22 protein-coding genes are annotated in these 24,535 nt (G+C 30.8%); 9 read left to right on the top strand and 13 right to left on the bottom strand.

Going from position 1 to position 24,535, the window contains the following annotated elements:
- Nucleotides 1-8: 8 nt before the first annotated feature.
- From ABF633_RS08590 to ABF633_RS08615, 6 genes are all read left to right on the top strand, one after another.
- Nucleotides 9-923, top strand: coding sequence for a branched-chain amino acid transaminase (locus tag ABF633_RS08590; protein WP_415523271.1), 915 nt, complete (start codon nucleotides 9-11; stop codon nucleotides 921-923).
- 95 nt (nucleotides 924-1,018) lie between these two features.
- Nucleotides 1,019-2,311 (top strand): nickel-dependent lactate racemase, encoded by a 1,293-nt coding sequence (gene larA, locus ABF633_RS08595; RefSeq protein WP_415523272.1) that lies wholly within the window; start codon nucleotides 1,019-1,021, stop codon nucleotides 2,309-2,311.
- A 14-nt stretch (nucleotides 2,312-2,325) separates the two neighbouring features.
- Nucleotides 2,326-2,541, top strand: coding sequence for a hypothetical protein (locus ABF633_RS08600; RefSeq protein WP_415523273.1), 216 nt, complete (start codon nucleotides 2,326-2,328; stop codon nucleotides 2,539-2,541).
- 293 nt (nucleotides 2,542-2,834) lie between these two features.
- Nucleotides 2,835-3,320, top strand: coding sequence for a dUTP diphosphatase (locus ABF633_RS08605; protein WP_415523274.1), 486 nt, complete (start codon nucleotides 2,835-2,837; stop codon nucleotides 3,318-3,320).
- A gap of 303 nt (nucleotides 3,321-3,623) precedes the next feature.
- A complete protein-coding gene (locus tag ABF633_RS08610; RefSeq protein WP_415523276.1) occupies nucleotides 3,624-4,055 on the top strand; it encodes a DMT family transporter in 432 nt (143 codons plus the stop codon).
- Between the two features lie 80 nt (nucleotides 4,056-4,135).
- Nucleotides 4,136-5,335, top strand: a complete 1,200-nt coding sequence (locus tag ABF633_RS08615) for a S8 family serine peptidase (RefSeq protein ID WP_415523277.1) — start codon at nucleotides 4,136-4,138, stop codon at nucleotides 5,333-5,335.
- Nucleotides 5,336-5,685: 350 nt separating this feature from the next.
- Here ABF633_RS08615 and ABF633_RS08620 read toward each other — a convergent pair whose 3' ends face one another.
- Nucleotides 5,686-6,591 (bottom strand): ribonuclease Z, encoded by a 906-nt coding sequence (locus ABF633_RS08620; RefSeq protein ID WP_415523278.1) that lies wholly within the window; start codon nucleotides 6,589-6,591, stop codon nucleotides 5,686-5,688.
- A gap of 278 nt (nucleotides 6,592-6,869) precedes the next feature.
- On the opposite strand from ABF633_RS08620, the gene ABF633_RS08625 reads away from it, so the two are divergent.
- Nucleotides 6,870-7,382 carry a ferritin gene (locus tag ABF633_RS08625; protein ID WP_415523279.1) on the top strand — a complete coding sequence of 171 codons (513 nt, stop codon included), beginning with the start codon at nucleotides 6,870-6,872 and terminating at the stop codon, nucleotides 7,380-7,382.
- A 165-nt stretch (nucleotides 7,383-7,547) separates the two neighbouring features.
- Here ABF633_RS08625 and ABF633_RS08630 read toward each other — a convergent pair whose 3' ends face one another.
- The 9 genes from ABF633_RS08630 to ABF633_RS08670 form a co-directional block, all read right to left on the bottom strand.
- Nucleotides 7,548-9,116: a bifunctional metallophosphatase/5'-nucleotidase gene (locus ABF633_RS08630; protein WP_415523280.1), complete on the bottom strand. Its 1,569-nt coding sequence runs from the start codon at nucleotides 9,114-9,116 to the stop codon at nucleotides 7,548-7,550.
- 391 nt (nucleotides 9,117-9,507) lie between these two features.
- Entirely contained in the window at nucleotides 9,508-10,353 is an 846-nt protein-coding gene (locus ABF633_RS08635; RefSeq protein ID WP_415523281.1) for an efflux RND transporter periplasmic adaptor subunit, read from the bottom strand.
- On the bottom strand, nucleotides 10,353-11,060 hold the full coding sequence (locus ABF633_RS08640; RefSeq protein WP_415523282.1) for an ABC transporter ATP-binding protein: 708 nt from the start codon (nucleotides 11,058-11,060) through the stop codon (nucleotides 10,353-10,355). Before ABF633_RS08640 ends, ABF633_RS08635 begins: the two co-directional genes overlap by 1 nt.
- A gap of 31 nt (nucleotides 11,061-11,091) precedes the next feature.
- Nucleotides 11,092-13,590 carry an ABC transporter permease gene (locus ABF633_RS08645; RefSeq protein WP_415523283.1) on the bottom strand — a complete coding sequence of 833 codons (2,499 nt, stop codon included), beginning with the start codon at nucleotides 13,588-13,590 and terminating at the stop codon, nucleotides 11,092-11,094.
- Between the two features lie 356 nt (nucleotides 13,591-13,946).
- Nucleotides 13,947-14,588: an amino acid ABC transporter permease gene (locus ABF633_RS08650; RefSeq protein ID WP_415523284.1), complete on the bottom strand. Its 642-nt coding sequence runs from the start codon at nucleotides 14,586-14,588 to the stop codon at nucleotides 13,947-13,949.
- Entirely contained in the window at nucleotides 14,585-15,256 is a 672-nt protein-coding gene (locus ABF633_RS08655) for an amino acid ABC transporter permease (RefSeq protein ID WP_415523285.1), read from the bottom strand. Before ABF633_RS08655 ends, ABF633_RS08650 begins: the two co-directional genes overlap by 4 nt.
- Nucleotides 15,256-16,071, bottom strand: coding sequence for a transporter substrate-binding domain-containing protein (locus ABF633_RS08660; RefSeq protein WP_415523287.1), 816 nt, complete (start codon nucleotides 16,069-16,071; stop codon nucleotides 15,256-15,258). Before ABF633_RS08660 ends, ABF633_RS08655 begins: the two co-directional genes overlap by 1 nt.
- A 162-nt stretch (nucleotides 16,072-16,233) precedes the next feature.
- Complete coding sequence (locus ABF633_RS08665; protein ID WP_415523289.1) at nucleotides 16,234-16,959, bottom strand: amino acid ABC transporter ATP-binding protein; 726 nt, start codon at nucleotides 16,957-16,959, stop codon at nucleotides 16,234-16,236.
- Nucleotides 16,960-17,285: 326 nt separating this feature from the next.
- Complete coding sequence (locus tag ABF633_RS08670) at nucleotides 17,286-19,034, bottom strand: MutS-related protein (RefSeq protein ID WP_415523290.1); 1,749 nt, start codon at nucleotides 19,032-19,034, stop codon at nucleotides 17,286-17,288.
- A 359-nt stretch (nucleotides 19,035-19,393) separates the two neighbouring features.
- On the opposite strand from ABF633_RS08670, the gene ABF633_RS08675 reads away from it, so the two are divergent.
- Both ABF633_RS08675 and ABF633_RS08680 read left to right on the top strand, forming a co-directional pair.
- Nucleotides 19,394-20,308 (top strand): metal ABC transporter substrate-binding protein, encoded by a 915-nt coding sequence (locus ABF633_RS08675; RefSeq protein WP_415523291.1) that lies wholly within the window; start codon nucleotides 19,394-19,396, stop codon nucleotides 20,306-20,308.
- Between the two features lie 195 nt (nucleotides 20,309-20,503).
- Nucleotides 20,504-21,190 (top strand): SIMPL domain-containing protein, encoded by a 687-nt coding sequence (locus ABF633_RS08680; RefSeq protein ID WP_415523292.1) that lies wholly within the window; start codon nucleotides 20,504-20,506, stop codon nucleotides 21,188-21,190.
- Nucleotides 21,191-21,482: 292 nt separating this feature from the next.
- On the opposite strand, the gene ABF633_RS08685 is transcribed toward ABF633_RS08680, so the two are convergent.
- Genes ABF633_RS08685 through ABF633_RS08695 form a run of 3 tightly spaced genes read right to left on the bottom strand, consistent with a single transcriptional unit; the run spans nucleotide 21,483 to nucleotide 24,244 of the window.
- Nucleotides 21,483-22,517: an ATP-binding cassette domain-containing protein gene (locus ABF633_RS08685; RefSeq protein WP_415523293.1), complete on the bottom strand. Its 1,035-nt coding sequence runs from the start codon at nucleotides 22,515-22,517 to the stop codon at nucleotides 21,483-21,485.
- Between the two features lie 12 nt (nucleotides 22,518-22,529).
- Nucleotides 22,530-23,213, bottom strand: a complete 684-nt coding sequence (locus tag ABF633_RS08690) for a GTP-binding protein (RefSeq protein ID WP_415523294.1) — start codon at nucleotides 23,211-23,213, stop codon at nucleotides 22,530-22,532.
- 5 nt (nucleotides 23,214-23,218) lie between these two features.
- Complete coding sequence (locus ABF633_RS08695) at nucleotides 23,219-24,244, bottom strand: ABC transporter substrate-binding protein (RefSeq protein WP_415523295.1); 1,026 nt, start codon at nucleotides 24,242-24,244, stop codon at nucleotides 23,219-23,221.
- Between the last annotated feature and the right edge of the window lie 291 nt (nucleotides 24,245-24,535).

Genomic DNA, 24,535 nt, shown 5'->3' on the forward strand with positions numbered 1-24,535 from the left:
GTTTTTTTGTGAATAATTCTTATGTAGTTTACAACGGTAAAATAGTTCCTGAAAGCGAGGTAAGTATAAGTATTAGATGTAAAGCCTTTAATTATGGCTTAGGCTGCTTTGAAGGAATTAGAGCTTATTGGCTTGAGGAAGATGAGCAACTTTATGCTTTCAGACTAAAAGAACATTATCAGAGATTTTTACAGTCCTGCAAGACTATTAACATTAAATTACCTTATTCAGTAGATGAATTATGTTCTTTAACTGTAGAACTCTTAAAGAAAAACAATTTTAAATCTACAACTTATATAAGACCTATAGCCTATAAAGGTGGAGAGGATATTGGACCAACTTTAATGGATGAAGATGATAGACTAGTAATATATTGTCAACCATTAGGTAGTTACACTGGTAAGGAAGAACTTAAGGTAGCTATAACTTCTTGGCAAAGACTTGAAGACAATATGCTTCCTCCAAGAACTAAAGCTACAGCAGCATATCTTAATTCCGCACTTGCTTCTCTTGAAGTAAAGCAAAATGGATATGATGAAGCTATATTCTTAACTAGTAATGGCAACATTTGTGAAGGTCCTGGAGAAAACTTATTTATATTTAAAAAGGGAAAACTTATAACTCCTCCTCCAAGCGATAATATACTTGAAGGAATAACAAGAGACACTGTTATGGAACTTGCAAAAAATGAATTGAATCTTGAAGTAGTTGAAAGAAGTATAACACGAACTGAACTGTATGCTTCTGATGAGGTTTTCTTCAGTGGAACAGCTATGGAGGTTACTCCTGTAATTGAAGTAGACAACAGAGTAATAGGTGATGGAAAGCAAGGCGAAATATCAAAGAAAATTAAAGAATTGTTCTTTGAAATAACTTCAAGCAAAAATCCTAAATATTCTAAATACTGTACTCCTGTATATTAATTTTTATACGCTAAAGCAGCATCAATAAAATAAATTTATAATTATTAATTATTTTATTGATGACTCTAAAGTTAAATTTAAAGGAAGTTTATTATATGAAAAACATTGATATGAAATATGGAGATACACATATTACTTTTCCTATTGATGAAAACAATATTGTACAGATAATAGAAAGTAATCCATTTAATTTAGGGAAAACTGAAGACGAGATCATACTAGATTCTCTTGCAAATCCTATAAACAGTCCAAGACTAAAGGATATAGTCCATAGTGGTGAGAAGATATGTATTGTAATTTCAGATGTTACCAGAGCTTGGCAAAAACCTTATAAATTTCTATCTGCCATTGTGGAAGAGCTCAATAATGCTGATATACCAGATAAGGATATTATTTTTTTAAGTGCTACAGGTACTCATAGAAAACAGACTGAAGAAGAACATGAAAATCTATTGGGAGCTGAATTACATAAGAGATTTGATGTTATTGACCATGATTGTCTTGATAAGGATAATTTAGTATATCTAGGTGAAACAAGTTACGGAACTCCTGTCTGGATAAATAAAATAGCCATGGAATGTGATCATATAGTAATAACAGGATCAATAGTCTATCATTTGCTTGCTGGATGGGCAGGTGGTAAAAAATCTATTCTTCCTGGAATATCCGGCTATGATACTATTATGTCGAATCACGCCCTTTCTCTTGGAGAGAATATAGGTGATGGAAGTAATCCACTGGTTAGATCAGGAAGTATTGCAAATAATCCTGTGCATAATGACATGCTGGAAGCTACCGCATTTGTTAAACCTAGCTTTATGTTTAATGTAATTATGGGTTCGGATGGCAATATTGCAGCTGCAGTTTCAGGTGATTATGTAGAAGCTCATGCAGTAGGTAGAGATTTAGTAAATAAGATAGATGGAGTTAAAATTCATAAAAAAGCTGATCTTGTTATTGGAAGTGCTGGTGGATATCCTAAGGATATAAATTTATATCAAAGTAGTAAAACACTGATTAATATGAATGAAGCCGCTAAGGATGGTGCTGCTTTAATTCTTATATCCCAATGTAGGGAAGGCCTTGGTGGAGACTCAGATATTAAGGATATAATATTAAATTATGATAATATTTTAGATAGAGAAAAATCTCTTAGAGAAAGATACAGTATATCAAAATTCATAGGATACTATGTCTGTGAACTAGCAGAAAAATATGATTTTATAATGGTTTCTGATATAGATCAGAATTTGGTAAAAAACGCAAACATAAAAGTAGTTAGTACTATTGATGAGGCTCTTAACATAGTCTACGAGAAAAAAGGCAAAAATTTGGAAACTATACTAATGCCTAAGGGTGCTAATACATTGCCTATTTTAGGAAACTAAAATCAATTTATCCGATGACTACCAGCCGTTATCTCCCATCTTTTATCAAAGTGGGAGATAACGGCTGCCACGTCCCTGGACAACGATTTCTAAGTATCGAAAATACCGATACTAAGAACTCTGTTAGTAAGTTTCAGCTGGAGAAAAAAACTCCACCTGAAACAAAGAACTCTGTTTATCTGAATTTACTTATGCTTACAATAACTGTAAACAAACGAATTATTATGTAACTCATTTGTTTACAGTTATCTTCACCTTTAGAAGGTGGAGTGTTACATCGGCTAGTCATCGGATAAAATAAAATTTATGTACTAATACAAACCTAATATGGTATATAGATCTTAACTAGGTTTTCTTAATTTATATATAAATTTACTTAATTAATAGGTAATATTATCTTTTATTATTAAATTATCATGAATTTAATTAATTTTTCATGTAATCGTTTATATAATCTTTTATTATTTATGAATTTAATATAAAATATATGTTATATAACAGTTATAGAAAGGCGGCTTTATTAATGAATTTGAAGAAACTATTCAACCTGCAAAAAGAGCTAGATAGCAGAATACTAAGTGAACATAACTTAAATGCTGACAACTTATTCTCTAAAAAAGCTCTTGCACTTCAAGTAGAAGTAGGCGAGCTAGCCAACGAAACTAGATGTTTCAAATATTGGAGTAAAAAAGGTCCTTCTCCAGAGGAGAACATTCTAGAGGAATTTGTAGATTGTCTGCATTTTATATTAAGTATAGGTATAGACAAAAATTTTGAACATATAGAAATTACGGCTGCAAATTATGGAGACAAAATAACAGAACAGTTTTTAGATCTTTTCATTGATATTAATGATTTCTTAATATGCTCCTCAATTGATCACTATATAACTCTTTTTGAAGATTTCTTGAGTTTAGGCTTGAACTTAGGATTTACAGAAGATAAAATAGAAGAGGCTTATTTGAAAAAGAACCTTATAAATCATGAAAGACAAAATATCGGTTATTAAGGCATCTAAAAATAAATAATAAGTCAAAGATGCGACGAATATTTTGAATCCAACAGGGAAACAGGTTCTGATGATAGTTGGACTATCAGAGGGTTCTGTTGACGCAGTAGGATTCAAAATAGGCTAGCATACTGACTTAGTTATTTTTTGAAGATGCCTAAATTAATTCAACAATATATACACACTATAAAGTTTATTAAATAGCTTTTATAGTGTTTTTTTTTAGTTTGTCTTATGGCTAACCAAGATTTACTTATATATACATGTATATCTGGGCATACTAATTTTCAGGATGGTGATTTTATGCTTGGTATACTTTTATCAATTTTATCAGGGATTTGTATGAGCTTTCAAGGAGTTTTTAATACACGGCTAAGCGAAAAAATAGGACTTTGGGAAACAAATGTAATTGTTCAAGGAAGTGCATTAATTTTTACTTCTATAGTGTTGATTTTTGCGAGTAAGGGCAATTTTAAAAATATAAAAGATGTAAATAAAATATATCTTTTAGGTGGAATACTTGGCGTTATAATTGTCTACACTGTTATGAAAGGAATATCTTCTGTTGGAACTACCTGTGCAATCTCAACAATACTAATTGCTCAACTTCTAGCTGCTGCTATTATCGACGCTTTTGGACTTTTTGATACTCCCAAAATAGCCTTTGGCATTAATGAAATATTGGGTGTAATCATTATGATAGTAGGTATAGTAGTATTTAAATGGAAGTGTTGAAAATTTTTTTCATTATTTAATAGCAAATATCAAGTTTTAAAATATAATAATAATGAAAGTCATCTTACGGAGGAAAATTGATGTTTTCTATAAGAAAAAAACTTGATAACAACCTTAAACTTGCTATTAAAAATGATAGACTTAAAAATTATAGGGTTATTATTCACTGCACTGCCCTATTAGATAGATTTCAATCAAAAATAAAATCTTTTAGAGGGGAATTAATCTGTATGATTCCTTCTGTTAACTGTGTATGTGCAAACATATCTGCTAATGCCATTAAACGTTTAATAGAATATCCTGAGGTAAACTTTATTACTTTAGATAATTTTGCTTATCTTTGCGGAAATAGTGTATCTGCCTCTAATAAAATAAATTTATCTAAAAATTTGAAATTTACAGGTAAAGATGTTTGCATAGCTTTAGTAGATAGCGGTATATATCCACATCCTGATTTATTGAGTCCTTTTAAAAAAATCAAAAATTTTATAGATATTATAAATGGACTTAATTATCCTTATGATGATAATGGCCACGGTACTTTTATCAGCGGAATAATATCTGGTAGTGGCATTAATTCAAAGGGCATGTACAAAGGTATAGCTCCAAACAGCAGTATATACTGTATAAAGGCCTTTAATGCTTTAGGGAAAGCTCATATATCAAACATACTTTTAGCCATAGACAAAATTCTCTGTGACTGTAAGGAATTTAACATAAGAATACTTTGCTTGCCTTTTGAGATAAATACAGAAGATGATTTTATATTATCGCTTTTTCATAAGATTTTTGAAAAGGCAAGGGAAAACAATATTGTAGTAATAGTTCCCAGCGGAAATAATGAAAATATAAAAAGTTCTATAAGAGGAATTGCCGGATTAGATAACTGTTTAACCGTTGGAGGCCTTGATACTGCTTCTACAACTAAATCCTATAATTATTCCGCCAGCGGTCCCTGCGGGAAACTTATGAAGCCAGATCTTTCCGCTGCCTGCGTTGATATATATTCTTTAAAATCTGATACAGACTACATTTCAGAAAGAAATGGGGTAAAGCTTTATCCTCATAAAATGGAAAAATACTATACCAGTTTTACAGGTACTTCTTGTGCAGCTGCCTATGTAAGTGGAATTTGTGCTCTCTTATTGGAAAGTAACAAAAATTTAAATTATAATGATATTATTTCCCTTATTAAAGCTTCCTGCAAGCTATTAAATTTTCCCAAATGGCAGCAAGGAGAGGGTGTAATAGAAATAAATGAATTATTTAGTAATGAATAAAATTCAAATTTCTGCACATAACTATAATCACAAAGTAAGGTGCATCCAAATAAATAACTAGTCAGTATGATAGCCTATTTATTTTCATATGCCTAATCCAAAGTTATTAAAACCAAATTTCGCACTCAAGCATTCTTAGCTTTTATCTGATGACTATCCACTCTAATACTCCCATCGCTTTCAAGGCGGGAGTAAAAAGTGGTTACGTCCCTGGATAACGATTTCTAAGCATCAGCTGAAATAAAACTCCACCTGATGCCAAGAACTCTGTTTATGCTCTGTATGCTTGTATAAATATTAGCCTCTGAGTCTAAATTCTCAGAGGTTTTTATATTTACATTTACTAAATATCAGGTAAAATTTATACTCTTGCAAAGCCTATCTTTTCCCACTATAGTATTCTCAAATACCTTTTTTGTAGGTTCCAAATATTCCTCTGGTTCTTTAAGTGATGGACTGAAATGAGTCAACCAGAGTTCTTTTACGCTGCCTTCTTTTGCTAAGGCTGCTGCTTCACTAAAAAGCATATGTTTATTTTTAATAGCCTTTTCCAAGCTATTATCTTCACCATACATGCCCTCACATATAAAAAGTTCAGCTTCCTTTATAAAATCTATAAGAGGATCTATAGGTCTTGTATCTGTAACATAACAAATTTTTATACCCTTTCTCTCATCACCTAAAACCATTTCTGGCACAAATGTCTTTCCATTAAACTCAACACTTTGGCCTTTTTGAAGAATACTCCAAAGCTTCATAGGTATATTATTTATTTTAGCTTTATCTCTATTGAACTTTTTTCTTCTTTTTATTTCTATACTGTATCCTAAACATGGAAGTGTATGTTCACAAACTATAGTGTGAATTATCATATCATTTAATTTCAGTTCATAAAAATCCTGTTGTACTTCTATTAATTTTAATTCATAGGGAAGAATTGGTGCTATAACTGTCATACCCTCAACAACCTTTTTTAATCCTAAAGGTCCTACTATAGTAAGTGGTTCTATTCTGCCTGAATTGGCGATAGTTAACAGAAGCCCGGGAAGTCCTGCTATATGATCTGCATGATAATGAGTAAAACATATAATATCTATAGCTTTAAAACCACTCCCTAATATTTTCATAGAAACTTGAGTTCCTTCACCACAATCAATTAACAATTTACTGCCATTAAAACTTACCAGCATGGAAGTAAGTGATCTATTTGGAACAGGCATACTGCCTCCACAACCTAATAGACATACATCAAGCAAATTTATCCCTTCTTTACTCTAAAGTAATTATTATTTAAGCTCCAATTTTGAAAACAACCAATCACTTAATATTATAAGCAAAATTATAATTATTATAGAGCTTATACTGAAACTTAATAAAATAACATATACAGCTTTAGTAAACAAATTATTTGCAAGAGTTCATTTGTATTTTATTCATTATTGCTTTAAAATATATATATACTCTATATTAGTAGATATTATTACATTTTTACTAATAACTATTAAATCAATATTAATTTGAAAGGGTGATTATTATGATAAGTGAAAAATTATTTTCTGCTTTAAATGATCAAGTAAACTATGAATTTTATTCAGCACATATTTATTTAGCAATGCAGGCATACTGCGCATCTCAAGATTTAACCGGTTTTGAAAACTTTTTTAAAGTACAAATTGAAGAAGAAAGATTCCATGCTAATAAATTCTTTAATTACATAGTTGATATGGACGGAACAGTTGTAATTAAAGGCATGGATAATCCAAATAATGAATTTGGTTCAATACTTGATGCTTTCAAAGCCACTTTAAATCATGAAAAAATTGTAACTGAAAGAATTTACAATCTCATGGATATAGCTACAAATGAAAAAGAACATGCAACTATAAGCTTCTTGAAGTGGTTTATTGATGAACAAACTGAAGAGGAAAAAACAGTTTCTACTATATTAAAGAGATTAGAAAGAATAGGTGATGATAAAGCTGCATTGTACATGCTAGATGCTGAATTAAGCCAAAGAGTCTTTACTCCACCAACAACTACAGCTTAATAAATTTGTCTTCAAATAAATAATAAGTTAAAAATGCAAAATGGGCTAGCCTGCTGACTGTTTATTTATTTGAAGATATCCTGTAATTACTGTAAAGCAATAATATATGAAGAAAATCTTTATATATGCCTTATGAAAATTATGCAGGCGATTACATCACTTATGTCAATCATGAATAACCTTCCAATTTCCATCTACTGTAGCCTCTATAACTCCTCTTGACAAAATATAATTAGCTATTAATTCAGACATATCAATAGGTATATCCTTTATTACCGGCTTCCCTTTGAACATATCATAATTTCCTCCACCACCAGCACGATAATTGTTCATTACAACCTCATATTCTTTTTCCGTATCTAAGGGCTTACCTTTATAATTCAATTTTGTTATCCTATTTCCAAATGGTTTTGATACATTTATTTCATATTCAATGCCTTCCCACATATCATAATTATAATGTTGTGGTTTTGGAATAGCAAATTTTGGATTTACTTTGATACTTTCTCCGTCATAACTAGCAAAATATGATGCAGATTTCTCTAATGCCTTTTTAATATCAGAGCCCTTAATTTTGATGACTTTTAATGTATTAGGATATACATAATTTGAAACTATATCTCTCATTGTCACTTTATTTCTAAAACCTTTAGATTTATTATCAAATAAAGCTGTATTCGAAATATCTACTCCTGCACTATCCATTTGTACTTTATTAATAAATTCCATTAAGGCGTTATCTTTAGTTCTTATATCCATGTAATCTTTAACAATCATGTTCCCATTTATATTTCCAATAGCTTTATCCAGCCATACCTGAGTATCTTTCTCTATATCATTTATTATATTTTCAACTTCAACTTGGGAGGCTTTATTCTCACTAAAAATTAATTTGGAGCTCTTACTTATTATCTTCCAGCCATTCTTGCCTCTCTTCAGATTAATTTCAACCTTACCTATGGCTTTAGCAGCATTTCCCGGTTGAACCACAACAACACCGTTGATGTACTTATTATAAATAAGCCTGTGCTGATGACCTGTTAATAATACATCTATATCCTTTACTTTTTTGCAAAGCTCATAAGCCTGATTTTCTCCAGTGAGACTTTCTGTGGGTTTTCCTGTGTCTAAATCCCTTTCAAAACCTCCATGATAGGAAACTACCACTAAGTCTACCTTTTCCTTTTCTTTCAAAATATTAACCCACTTTTCGGCAGTTTTTACCACATCTTGAAAGTCCAGCCCCTCAATTATATCTGGATTCTCCCAGTTAGGTATATATTTCGTAGTAAGACCTAGTATTCCTACCCTTAATCCATTTTTGAAATTTTTTATTGTATAGGGCTTCCCAAAGGCAGGTTCTAAAGAATTTTTGTCTATAATATTAGCAGAAAGCCATGGAAAATTTGATTGATTTATTGACGCTTTAAGAATATCCATACCATAATTAAATTCATGATTTCCTATAACCGCTGCATCATATTGTAAAAAATTTAATACATCTATAATAGGGTTTTTATCTTTCCTATCTACTTTTGCATAATAATAGGTAAGTGGAGTGCCCTGAAGCATGTCACCATTATCTACCAAGATAACATTTTCATTTAAATTTCTTTCCTCTCTAATTATTGAAGCAATTTTTGACATTCCATTTTTAGCTTTTTCATTGTTAGCATAATCTATTGGTATCATATTTCCATGTATATCACTAGTTTCTAATATAATTAAACTCATATCCTCCGAGGCCATAATTTTACAACTCCAATCTATATCCTAATCATTTCTAAAAGTATATCTAAAAGACTTATTATATCAATGAATATTAATTAATTTTTCAACTGAATAACTTAAAACAAGGTAACTTCATTATAATATTTGTTCCAATAAGGTGCAAGTTATACCCATTTAACATTTTAGAATACATTTTATATTACTCTATGCAATTATATTATTAGTGACACATAATAAAATACTATCCATTTAACTATAATTTTTATACATTGTGTAGTAATATTGGCAATATAAGATACATAAAAATTTATCGAAAAAAATATAGAAGACAAATTTATCTCCTATATTTTTCTTTATACTATATAAATTTCATTCTACCCTATACTAGTCTATTTTACTTACTTTTATCTATTTCTACATCCACATTATAATTTGGCAAAAGCTTTCCATTATTTTGGTCTATAGATATATTTACAGGAATATAGGTGTCTCCATTTTTATCTAGAGTAGCCGCATTTGCTACACTAGTAACTTTTCCTGCTATTTTTGCACTTGGATCTGCATTGGGTACTATTTGAACTGCTTTTCCTACAGTTACATCTTTTATGAATTCTTCACTGACATCTGCCTGTATATAAAGACTATTTAAATCACTTAGGCTTAGCAGAGCCTTTTCAGGGCTAGCTAAATCTCCTACTTTATATGCAATATTAGTAACTACCGCATTATCTATATCTGATACTACTCCTTCATTATTTAAATAAGTTCTATTTAATTTAGCTTTTAAAGCATCAAGCTCTATTTTATCTGCATCTATCTTCGCCTGATCCGCATCAATTTTTGCCTGGTAAGCATTCTTTGCATTATCCGTGGTCAAATCTTTTTTACTTTCTACATCTGCTTTTTTAGCACTGGTATCTGCATCTACAGCTTTTTGTTTTCCTTTAACCGTGGCATTATAATCACTCATATCTAATTGTACAAGTTTATCACCTTTTTTTACCTTCTGCCCTTCCTGTACGTTTATCTTTGTTATCTTTGGAATTGCCGTTGTAGGAAAGTCTATAATAATATTTTCTACATTAGATGCCTGTACTGTCCCCGAAGCTTCTATAGTATTGTTATTTTGCTTTGCTGCAGGTTTCTTAGTTGTATTTGCGCTGCTTGACTGCTGGCAAGCTGTTAACGCCACTGCTAATCCTATAGATATAATTAATAATGATATTTTTCCCTTTTTCATTATTCCTCTACCACCTTTCCATCTTTTACATAAATTATCTTTTGCCCATAATTTGCTGAATCAGGAGAATGGGTAACCTGCACAATGGTCTTCCCATTTTCTATATTTATCTTTCTAAGTAACTCCATAACTTCTTTTCCTGTCTTACTGTCTAAATTTCCTATAGGTTCGTCTGCAAGAATTACCTCTGGCTCATTAATGAGGGCTCTTGCAATTGCCACTCTTTGCTGCTGTCCACCGGACAATTCCCTTGGAGTGTGATTTCTTCTGTCCTTTAGACTCACTACTTCTAATATTTTTTCAAGTTTATCCCTGTAATCCTTAAGTCTCTTTCCGTCTAGCAGTATTGGAAGCATTATATTCTCTTCTACATTTAAATTTGGTATAAGATTGTAAAATTGAAATACAAAACCTACATCTCTTCTTCTCATAATACTTTGAGCCTTATCATTCATTACGGAAAGTTCTTTTCCCGCTATTTTGACGCTGCCGCTGGTAGGCTTATCTAACCCCCCCAAAAGATACAGGAGAGTACTTTTTCCTGATCCTGAAGGTCCCATTATTGATACAAATTCTCCTGCTTTTATTGTAAGATTAATATTTTTAAGTATCTCTACCTCCTGGGTACCCAGTTTGTAGGTTTTATTAAGGTCTTTTGCTTCAATTATTATTTCATTTAAAGCAGGCTTTCTCTGCAAAGCTTCCATTAAATCAACTCCCTTTATAATTTTTTATTTTTTATTCATATTTTATAGCCTCGATAATATTAAGCTTTGAGGATTTTAATGCAGGAACTATTGAGGAAATAAGTGTTATAACCATACCTAAAATTAAGCAGGTTATAAAAATTTGTGGTTCATAGTGCACTGGCATTGGAAAGTTTGCAGATTTTAATACATAAGGCATAATATAAGTAGATACAAGACCTCCAAGCACACCCATAATAGCTCCTATAATACCCGCTGAAAGTGCCTCTACAAAAAGCATTTTTATAGTTTGAAATTTACTCATGCCTACAGATGCAAAAACCGCCAGTTGCCTTTTTCTCTCTATAAAGCTTATTATAAAATTATTTAATACTCCAAAGGCTCCTATGATAAGAGATACTACAGGGAATATTTTAATTATCATCAGCATCTGATTAATTTGTTTAGCATTTTCTTCCTCCATGCTCTTCCATGTACTTATCTGAAGTTGTTTTCCCTTAAATTCTTTATTTATAACTGCTGCTACTTTATCTGGACTTTCATTTGTGTTGACAAATATAATGGCGTACTGGCTTAATTTAAAATCCTGCTGTAAATATTTTTCTGAAACTATAGCCATACTTCCATTATTCATAAGAGTGCTGAAGGTACCTGAAACTCTATAATCTCTATCTCCATTGGCAGTTTTTAAGGTGATTACATCACCTACATTTACATTTAAGCTCTGTCTTAAGCTTTCCGTTATTGCAATTTCTCTATTATCATATAAATTTTCTAAAATACCATTTTCATTCTGAAGAAAATTTACATCCATAAAATCATTGAAATATTTAGGATTATAGCCGTATATACCCATAATAGTATTATTAGTGCCCTCTATTTTCGTAGAAAAAGCCGAATACATACCAGTGGCCTCTGCAACCCCCTCATTACTTCTTACTCTGCTCAAAACATCTCCATTTAACTCGCCCCCTGAACTAAATACAGATATATCACATTTAGAAATTTCATAGGCCTTTACTAATTCCTGTCCTAAACTAAAACTTACTACATTAAGCATAAATAATGCAGATATGCCTATGGTTAAAAGGGATATGTTGTTTAAAATATTTTTGTTATTCCTAAGATTTTTTGCCGCTAATATACCCTCATTTCTAAATATAAGAGCATATATTTTTTCAAGTACTATGACAAATAGATCCGTAAAATAGGGAACAATCATTACAATTCCTATAGTTCCCAGCACCATACCTACTAAATCTAATGTAATAGCTGTACCTCCCTTAATTGATAATCTTGGTAAAACAACTGCAATCACAATTAATACTACGGCTAAAATAAATTTCCATAGCTTTTTTCTCTGAGTAGTATCTACTGTATTCAAGACTACGTCCTTTACTGAAAGTCTTGAAACTCTAACTATAGGAATTATTGCACTAAAAATAGAAACTGCTACGGCAAAACCAAAGGCTATAAGTATTTGACTTGTATTATAATTTATAGTTACCGTTATTCCCCCAGCTTGACTACTTAAACCCATAGCTGCTAATTTTACTATACCTATTCCAACTAAGATTCCTGTTACTCCGCCTATTATTCCATATATGATGCTCTCAGCTATAAGCACAAAATCCGTCATAAATTTGGTAGCTCCAATACTTCTAAAGGTACCTATTATAGGAAGTCTTTCAATTATTATAACTTTAAAAACTGTGTATATTATAAACACACTCATGGTCAAAACAATTATTAGCATAGCTAAAAAAGTAGTACTTGTAGCATTGGTATTTTCATTTATTTGCTTCATATCTATAGTTGGCTGAACATTATAATTTTTATAGGAATTTGAAAGCTGTTTTATAAGGTCATCTGTATCTGATATGTCTTTAGTTTTTAAATAAATTGTGGATACCATTCCTCTAGCATCATTTAACTGCTCTGCTGTAGATTTTGGAATTACTCCAAACATAGTTTTATCTTCTGTTTTAAATATGCCTTCAGATTGTACAATACCAGAAACCGTAAAAGTCTCATTACTGTTTTTAATGTTAAGCTTTATCCTGTCTCCTATTTTAATATTGTACTTATCCGCTGATTTTTTACTTACTACTATCTTATTACCTTGAAATGGTTTTATAGAGGAGCTATCTATGATTTGAAGAGGATTCATAAGTGTTAAATCATCATAATCTACACCTGTAAGTGACATAGGTATAATTTCATCATTGTTATAACTATACTGTGCATTGACATTCATCTCACCAACTACGTAATCTAATCTATTTCTATAAAGTTCTGCCTTATTTGCTAAGAAATATGGAGAAGGTGATTCCTGCCCTGCAGTAATCATTATTTCTGCACTTCCAAAAACACTTCTTGCAATATTAATCTGTGTTTCCTTTAATGTAGATGCTATTCCATTTGCCGCAAAGAACAAAGCTGTGGAAGCCATAATAGAAATTACAATAAGAAAAGTTCTAAGCTTTTTTTCTTTTATATTTTTCAAAACAAATTTCAATATTATACTCATCCATTTACCCCCTTATGTAGTTATTTGTTACCTTTTCTATACTTTTAGCTGACAACTACATTATAAGCATATATACATCGCCTGTCAATGTATATATAGATTAAATATATATAATAACGTAAAAATATATTATTATGTAGAATTTTCCTATATCATACAAATGTATATTCCGTAAACCATTTTACCATATGTTATGATAATTGTATAATAATTCATATGAAATTATTAGGAGTATAAACTACGGTTAAGCAAATAGTTTCAATGATTTACTCAAAAAGAGTGTACCTCAAAAATTTTATTTTTGAGGTACACTCTTTTGTTCCTATATTAAGAAATAGATAAATTAAACTCCATTTCTAGTAGGCTGTTTTTAATTGTTGTCTGTGTGCTATAAAGGATAATATATAATTTATTACGAAATATATCAATGCTAACATTCCAAATATACCAAATACTTGAGCTGTGCTGGTATATTGTCCCATTATTATCATTCCCTTACCTGTTAACTCTTCAATTCCTACTACCCATACAAAGGATGTATCCTTAATTACAGTAACAAAGGTAGAAACTAAAGGTGGAACCATATTTCGTAAGGCCTGTGGTAAAATAATATAAATTAATATTTTAACATATCCGAAACCTTGAGCCTGTGCCGCTTCCCATTGTCCTTTATTAATGGAATTCAATCCAGCACGAATAATTTCTGCAATAATAGCACTGGTGAATATAGTCATGGCCAAAATGCCTGAATTTATTGGCTTTAATTTTGTCATAAAACGTATAGAAAGTATAAATAGTAGTAAAGGAGTATTACGAACGAATTCAATATATATTGTTGCTAAAGAACTTATAATTTTATGATTTATAAATTTTGCGATTCCCAGAAGCACTCCAATAATCGTACTAAATATAATAGTCATAATTGCTATATATAAAGTAGTACCCAGTCCCTTAAGCAAAAATGTAAATATTTCTGGCTTAAAAAGTTCTGTTATCATATTGACACCTCCATTTTACGTTCTAGTCTCACTGCAGCTCTAGCTATAGGCAAACATAATATTAAGTACAATAATGCTGTTGCTACATAAGCTGGTCCATAATAAAGATTATTACTTGCCCAGGAATCTGCAGTATACATTAGTTCTCCTCCAGCTACCATAGCCATTACAGATGTATTTTTAATAAGACTTACAACCTGATTTGTCAGTGGTGGAAATATAAGCTTTGTAGCTTGAGGTAAAATTATATATCTCATACTTTGAATATAAGTAAATCCTTGTGAAATAGCTGCCTCTGTTTGTCCTTTTGCCACCGCCTGTATACCAGCTCTTACTACCTCCGCTATATAAGCACCATGATATATTCCAATGCCTAAAACTCCTACTACAAAAACTGATAATGTTATACCCAAATGTGGTAACATATTATACAAGAAAAATATCTGGATTACCAGTGGAGTATTTTGTATTATGGCAACATAAATTCTATTTATCCTTTTAGGTATTTTATAGTGCAGAGCACCAAAGACTCCAAAAATCACTCCAAGTATCAACGCTAAAACTAATGCTAATATAGATAACATGATTGTATTTAAAAAACCAAGGCCAAAAACAGACCAATCCTTAAAGAGAGCCTCCCATTTAAATGCTGCAAAAGGATTAGACACTATTTTATCCCCCATTTCTGGATAAGCTTATCAAGCTCTCCTGATTTTTTCATATCATCTATAGTTTCATTTATAGTTTTAGCTAGTGCATCATTTCCTTTTTTAGATGCTATACCATACTCCTGTGGAGTAAAACGTTCTTTTAAAATTTCAGTAGAATTATCTAAATATCCATATAGAATAGATCCATCCACAGAGAAACAATCAACACGCCCAGAATCTAAAGCTGCTTTAATTTCTGGGTAACTGGCAAATTCTAAGAACTTAACCTTACTTCCAACTTTTTCAGCTGCATCCTGTATTGCCTGTTTACTTGTAGCACTTTGAGCTACACCTATAGTTTTACCGTTTAAACCTTTTAAATGTTTAATTCCTGAATTCTTTTTAACCATTAAACCTACACTATCTGTAAAGTATGGATCAGAGAAGTTGTAACTCTTTTTACGTTCATCAGTTATTGTAAAAGTAGCTGCGATCATATCCACATCTCCGCTATCTAAAAGAGGTCCTCTTGTCTTTGCAGTTACAGCCTCAAACTCAATTTTATTTTCATCGCCTAAAATCTTTTTAGCTACTGCTTTAGCAAGATCTATTTCAAAGCCATCAATTTTTGAAGTCTTAGGATCTTTGTAACCAAATTTAGGTACATCAACTTTGACTCCAACTTTTAAAGTTCCCCTATCCTTTATTGCTTTAATATCTGCTGGTGTTCCACTTGAATCTGATTTTTGCGAAGATGCACTAGAACCACATCCAGTTAACGCAATAATTGTTACCACTAATAATAAACCTATAATAACTCTTAATTTTTTCATATTTTACCCCTCCAAATTTGTTATTGATATATTTTAACCTGACTAACTTGGCGTAAGCCTCCCACTTCTTCAAGTGAGAGTTCAACGCCAAGTAAGCCATGCATTTGCAGTTCTAAAATTCAGATGAGGTAAAAGAATCCCCACCTGAATTAAGAACTTGCTTCAATGCATTATACGACTTAAAAATTGTTTAGTTCTATCATGAGTTGGATTAGTAAAGAAATGCTCTGGCTTGCCCTCTTCTAAAATTTGTCCACCATCCACAAAAATTACTCTATCTGCAACCTTCCGTGCAAATCCCATTTCATGAGTTACAATTACCATTGTGATACCTTCCTCTGCAAGACCTGCAATAACATCCAGCACCTCTTGAATCATTTCTGGATCTAGAGCAGATGTTGGCTCATCAAAAAGTATGGTCTTAGGTTTCATATTCAAAGCCCTAGCAATAGCTACACGCTGCTGCTGACCCCCTGAAAGCTGAGAAGGATACGAATTTGCTTTGTCTTTTAATCCAACACGTTCTAAATACATCATGCCGGATTCCTCTGCTTCTTTTTTTGATACTCCCTTAAGTAATACTGGTGCTAAAGTCAAATTTTGAAGAACTGTTTTATGTGGATACAAATTAAATTGTTGAAAAACCATAGCAACTGACTGCCTTATTTTATTAATAGGCGCCTTAGGTTCAGTAATATCTACACCATCTATTATTACTTTACCTTCAGAAGGTTTTTCAAGTAAATTCATACTTCTAATTAATGTACTCTTTCCAGAACCACTTGGTCCAATTATAACTAACTTTTCACCATTTGAAACTGTTAAATCAATTCCCTTTAGCACATGTGCTTTTCCATATTTCTTATGGACTCCCTCTAGTTTAATCAAATTTACCACCTCGTTGTACTATTTATAAATAACAGATATATCTCATTATAAAAAATAAAACTATCACTTTTTCTTATTTACATAATAATACTTTACACTTATAACTATAGAAAACTATAAAAAACTACATTTTATTTTTCTAATTTATTAAAAAATATTATACTTTTTTACTAATTATTTAATAAATCATATGTAAAGATGAAAATTATAACAATTTTAAAAAGGAATTAAACACTAAAATTTATTTTGCTTTAGTGTTTAATTCCTTTTTATCCAAATAAGATACAAAATGTTTAATTGTATATTTTATATCAATTTATATATATTTAATTACACCCTGAACTTTCTTCAATACGCCTATTTGTTCTTTCAACAATTTCCTCAGGATAATTTAGAAACTTAAGAAGTTTTACTGCATTCCTGGTTCTGCAGACTCCTTCCTTTAATTTATAATCAAAAATCATTCCCTCTTTATCTATATCCTCTGTAAAATAAAAAAGATTGTATTTATCTTTTAGCATATCAGTAAGCTCTATATCATGGGTAGCTACCACTGCAAGGGAATTGTGTACTTCAAGATATCTTAATATTTCTATAGATGCATTAATTCTCTCCACTGGATTTGTCCCTCTGAATATCTCGTCAATTATACAGAGAAGTGAATAATCCTCTCCACCTTCTTCAATTATCCTAAGTAGAGCTTCTGCTTCTCTAAAATAATAGCTTTTACCACCCATTATATTGTCCTCAGGACTTATAGAAGTCATTATCTTAAAAAAACTTGCTTTATAATATGAAGCTGTTGTTATATATATGCTTTGTGCCAAAACAGCATTTACACCAATAGTTCTTAAGAAGGTGGACTTTCCTGACATATTAGAACCTGTTAAAATTATACCTTTATTCTTTATACTAATGGAATTAGACACAGCTTCATCTATAAGTGGATGGACTAAATCCTTAGCTTCTAAATATCTATCCTCACCAGTAAACTCTGGATGAAAATAATTCTTTAATCCTTGTCTATAGGCTCCAATAGAAAGCAGTGCATCTATTTCTCCAATAGTAACATATATTTTTTTCAAATCCTCTTGATATTTTTTTATAAGATTTATACAGGAAAAAAACTGATTTTCTTCAAATAGTAATACTGCATACAGTATTTCCATAATACCCGTTTGATCCATACCCTCTATCCTTCCTACACCTATGGATCTTTTAGCTATTAAAAATACTTTTTTACTCAATTCGCCTAACAAGTCTTTATACTCTTTAAACTTTTCATTATGAAGCTTTGAAATGTCACTGGCAGTAACTATTATTGCATTTAAATAACCTATACAGGAAACATATGTAGTTATTTTCTTTTTAATACTATTATGTAATATATAATTTATAACTAAAGAAATTAAAACGATAAAAAGAGGAATTATATTTCTCATAACCAAAAAAGCTACTAATGATACTACTGGCACTACAGCCATTATCATACAAACAGGTTTTAGTCTTGTATCTGCATCTATATCATTCCACAATAAATCCGGTACATCATTTATTTTCTTCTTATTTAACTTTAATAAATACATTCCAACTTCTTCTCTAAATTTTTTATCCTCTTGAAACAAATTTATAATTTCATTTCTTTTTTTCAAATCCTCTTCTTTGAATAATGGAGTCCTGAGAATTTTATATAGAATTTCCTCTCCTGGTGAACTTAAGGTTCTATCCATTTGCTTATAAATTTCATCCATAGTTAGATCTGACCAGGTCTGGTCATCTAAATAAAACTCATCCTCTCTCTCTTCGCTCATATAATCAAAAACACTTCGTATATTTTTTAAATTTCTCTTTCTATCTACTTTTTCTCCCCATTCCTTAATAAAAGTTTGATATAATCCTTCTAATACTAATTTTTTTCTTACATAAAAAGTCATAAAAATTATAAATATTAGTGGTATTAATCCAGCAAGATAAATATAATTTATACGTATTGCTTGATTTATTAATACTGCTGCTATAAAAATAGCTATCAGTATAAGTATGTTTGTCAGAAAATTAGCAAATTGTTCATCCATACGTATCTCCCTTTCAAATAAATTTTAATATATTATATATAGTTTGCAATTAAAATTGTTCATTTAATGCAGATCTATATCATTATTAATAGTTTACTTTATCGTAAATTAAATGTCTATATAACTACATAGCTCTATACAATATGTTGTAATGCATTGGAATTCTATATAGTTTAAAATTGACTATATATTCACCGTATCCTAAGTAAAGATATTCTATAAATATTAATATTTTTGTGTTTAAATATTACAATATATGTAATATTTAAAATACTATTATTGACTAAAGCTATCAATAAAGTGTAAAATATATGTAAATGCAATTTACTTGCATTTACATATATAAAGAGGTGATTAATTTGTTAAAAAAAATTGTTTTGTTTATTGGTATATTATCAATGCTATTAACTCTATCTGCCTGCAAAAGCATTTCTAATAGCAATACTACTGCAAATGACAATGGCAAACTCAATGTAGTTGTTTCCTTTAATGCCATGAGAGAATTTGTAAGTGCCATAGGAAAAGATAAAGTTAATATAACCACCATGATACCTAATGGAACAGAACCTCATGAATTTGATCCTAAAATAAAAGATTTTGAAACACTTTCTTCGGCAAAAGTTTTTGTCTATAATGGATTAGGCATGGAAAAGTGGGCAGATAAGGCAGTACAATCAGTAGGCAATAAAGATCTAATAGCAGTAGATGCCTCTAAAGGAGCAGATGCAATAAAAAATTCTGATCCTAGTTCAGTTAAAGAAAACGGAGAATATGATCCACATCTTTGGCTCAGCTTAAAGGGAGCTGAATTGGAATCAAATAATATAAAAGATGCTCTGGTAAAAGCAGATCCTAAAAATAAAGATTATTATGAAAAAAATTATACAGACTTTAAAAATGAACTGGAGTCTCTATACAATGATTATAAATCAAAATTAGATACCCTGCCAAATAAAAGCTTTGTTGCAGGTCATGCCGCTTTTGCTTACCTTTGCAGAGATTTTGATTTAAAACAAAACAGCGTAGAAGATGTATTTGCAGAAGGAGAACCAAGCAGTCAGCAAATGGAAAAGCTTATTAATTACTGTAAAGAAAATAATATAAAGACTATCTTCGTGGAAGATATGGTAAGCCCAAAGGTTTCAAATACTTTAGCAAAAGAAGTAGGTGCTAAAGCTGAAAAAATTTATACCGTTGAAGGTAAAGAAGATAACAAAGATTACATACAAAGTATGAGAGCTAATCTTGATGAAATATATAATAGTTTAAAATAATCTTTTATTATATTATTCAATATAATAAAACATAGCTTATGGCAGATTTTTCTCCTTAAGCTATGTTTTTATTTATACATTAAAAAATACTAACACATTATAGCTCTCCACTTACTTTTAGGTTTCTTCACAAATCCTTTCATAAATTCATATATTAAAAATGAATCAATATATTATCGGGAAGGAATAGAAGCTATGTACTATGAACCTGAAAATAATTACTACTTAACTCCCTATACCCGTCATAGTTCTTGTCATAAAAACAATAAAGGTAAAACTCTAAGGGTAGATGGTAAAGGCGTTATAACAGTGGCTCCAGACACGGCCAATGTTGTGCTTGGTATTCAAACTGAAAATAGAAATTTGAAGACTGCTCAAAATGATAATGCCATTATTGCTACAAGGGTTATTAATTCTTTAAAAGCTATAGGCATTGGTGAAGAAAATATAAATACAGATAGCTATATTATAGAGCCTCAATATGATTTTGTTGATGGCAGACAGATTTTTAGATCTTATAGGGTTACAAATAATATAAGGATTACAACAAAGGCTATTAATGAAATCGGTCAGATTGTTGATACTGCCACTGCAAATGGAGCAAATATAGTAAATAATATAAATTTCTTTTTATCAGATATAACACCTTATTATAGAAAAGCTCTAAATCTTGCAGTAGAAGATGCACTAATAAAAGCTAGAGCCATAAGCAATAGTTTAGGTGTAATATTAGATGAAATACCTATAACAGTCATAGAAGGAAGCTATGACTGCACACCCCCTGCTGGAAGGAATACCTTAGCTTTTGCTGCAAGCACACCTATTATACCTGGACAGCTTACTATAAGTGCCACCATAAATGCAACCTTCAATTATGAATAATATAATTTATCCGATGACTACCATCCGTAATACTCCCATCTTCCATGAAAATTGGAGATAACGGCTGCTACGTCCCTGGATAACGATTTCTAAGTTTCAGCTGGAGAAAAAAACTCCATCTGAAACAAAGAACTCTGTTTATGTAAACTAAGTAATAAAATTTCACTCTAGCCCAATAAACTTTATGAATAATACAATTTTTAACTATAACTAAAACCATGCAAAACATAGCTAAAAGCTTTAGTTTTACATGGTTTTAAATTATGGAAAAATATTTTAATATATATTTTTGTTATTCAATTTTTAAGTATTCTTTTACATTAAAATCAATTTCTTTACCAGTCCTAAGTAAGTTCCTCAATTCTAATATTTTATAATCAAACTTACTAAGCAGCTCAAGATTGTCTTTTTCAACTGCACTTGTCTTTATTATCTTACTGATACCTCCATTTTTTATTACAATTCTTTTATTTCCCATTAGCGCTAAAATTGGATCATGGGTGGACATTAAAACTATTTTTTCTCTTTTAACTAATAGTTCCAAAGCTTTTTTTCTATCTACACCTGCATTTTCAATTTCATCTATAAGTACAATAGGAGATTTGCTAAGTAATGCTGTATCAGCTATCATAAGTGCTCTAGACTGCCCGCCGCTAAGCTGTGTAACTGGTACCTCTGGGGAAAATTTTTCTCCAGCCAAATCATTGGCACATTTTATTATAGCTTCTACTATTTCTTCCACATTTTTAACTCTGCGGCTTTCTGCATGCCTTTTAATAAATTCACAAGTAGTTACGTCCATAATAAAATTCATATTTTGAGATAATTGTGCAATAAGCTTATTCTCTATAGAAAATCTTTTATCTTCTGGTGGTACTTCTCCATTAATAAGTATTTGCCTTTTTGTGGGAGTATCCCCTTGAGCTAAACATTCAATGTCTTCTAACAACCTGCTTTTACCAGATCCCGTAGGACCCACTATGGAAATTATCTCTCCCCTCTCTAAGGTTATATTTACATCTTCTTTATCCTTAAACTTATTATATCCACCGATTATAGTTACAGAACTTACTCCACTGCTATCCTCTTCAGCATCTTCTTCCATTTTATCCATAAACACAATAAAATTATCCAATATTTGTTCTCTTGCAATACCAAGATTATCTAAATCTTCATCTGAAAAACTAGCAGCCAGCTCTTTCATTGTCAACTTCTTATCAAACTCTTTTAATCCTATAGAATCAAAAAAATTTGATGCATAAGGATATTTGTCAATTATATCTTCTATTACTCTAGATAATAACTCATTATTTATAGTCTTTTCCATAAGCATCCCACCCTATAGAACCATTTTTTTAATATTTCCATTTTGATATTCTTTACCTATCTTAGTCTGCCCCAGACAATAGGAACAAACTGCAGCTGGCATAGGAAATCTCAATCTTTTATTAGTAATTCCACTTATAACATTATCATCTTTTAAATTTTTACTTAATTCATAAGCCCCTTGCCCTGTTATTCCATTTACAAAAACTATTTTAGCTTTAGGATTGGCTTGCTTTATTTCAAAAGCAAATACTTCTCTCTCTGCCTGAGAAACTATGTCTCCCTTAGTCACCACTACTATATCTGCAAATTTAAGCATTGGACCTATTTTCTTAGGGGTATTTATACCAGATAAATTATCAATAACACATACAGCTGGTATCTCTTTTATATGTGGTGAACATCTATTACAAAGTCCTGCACTTTCACTTATAAGTATATCTAATCCCTCTTTTATTCCCCAGTTTACACATTCTTCAATATTGCTTACAAAAAAATGGTCCGGGCAAAGATTTCCCGATAGTCCTACCTTTACAGGAACACCTATCTTTTCATACAATACATCATCATAGGATGATAGACAATCAAACTTAATAACTCCTATTTTGGTTCCCTCTTCCTTTAAAAGTTCAATGGTCTTTATAATCACTGAAGTTTTTCCAGAAGATGGAGGCCCAGATACGGTAATTAATTTCATACCAATCACACTTTCCATTTTTTAATTTTACTTTTCCATTCATTTATAAACATGGTATTTGTTATATTTCTTATCTCATCCATGCTGTTTTCCCTTATATAGTCCCATCCCAACCATTTAAATTTTGCACTTTCAGGTAATTTGTTATCTACCTTTGGATTTAAAGATGGAAAGTAGCTATCTGCAAGCTTGCTGCCAAGCTCTTCTCCTAAAGCAAAATTTATAAGCGCATCCATTTTTGAAATTTTTGATTCTTTTGCAAGCACACACATAGGATTAATAAGCGCTCCATCTTCCGGCCACACTATAGCAGTTTTTTCTGTATTGGGACATGTTTTAGCAAAAAACCAAGACATAATATAAATTGCTGCACCCTCCGTATTCATAGTTCCAGCTGTCTTTGACATTTTAGATGGATGCCAAAGATTCTTTGTATTCTGCACCAATTTTTTTACTCCATCTTCTCCATATTCTTTATAAATATACAGCACAGCTGAATCACTTAATTCCTCTGGTGTTCCCCCTACTATTATATTATTCTTGTAAATAGGATTTAATAAATCACCCCAGGATTTAGGCATTGGAAGATCCTTTAATTTATTTTTATCTACAAGTATTACACTTGGAGAAACAGCATACATATTATATACACCTTTAGGATCAACACATCCTGCCTCTAAGAATTCCTTATTTATATTTTCGCCTCTAACGGATTTAAAGTATCCTTTATCTGTCAAAGTATTCATAAATCCTTTTTTAAACTCATCCTTAAAGCCATTAGCCGCCATAACATCTGGAAAATCATCTATATTATTTGCTTCCCATATGCTGCTAAGATCAGCTTTACAGCTGCAACCTGATGGAACGTAAGCCTTTAAGGTTATATCCTTTTTATTCTTGTATTCTGTTACTGCCTTCTCAAGTTCTTCTTTAAAAGTCTGTCTTACACTGCATGCTATTATACCCAAGAAGTTTAAATCATTTAAATTACAATCATCATCTAATAAGATACTATCTTGCATTAAATCCATATTAAATTACCTCCTAAAATATTATAATTTTCTTTTTTAGCTTATACATATAATTATACGCAACACAGGATGTCTTAGATACATAGTAGTCTATTATTTTTTTAATTTAGGCATATGAAAATAAATAACAACATTAACCTAGTAGATAGTATTCTTTAAAAATTCCCTAATATAATTTTCAATTTAAAGACCATATTGTTGAAGCAAGTTCTTAATTCAGGTGGGGATTCTTTTACTCCATCTGAATTTTAGAACTGCAAATGCATGGCTTACTTGGCGTTGAACTCCCAC

The organism is Clostridium sp., from assembly GCF_047718555.1.
GTDB lineage: Bacteria > Bacillota > Clostridia > Clostridiales > Clostridiaceae > Clostridium_I.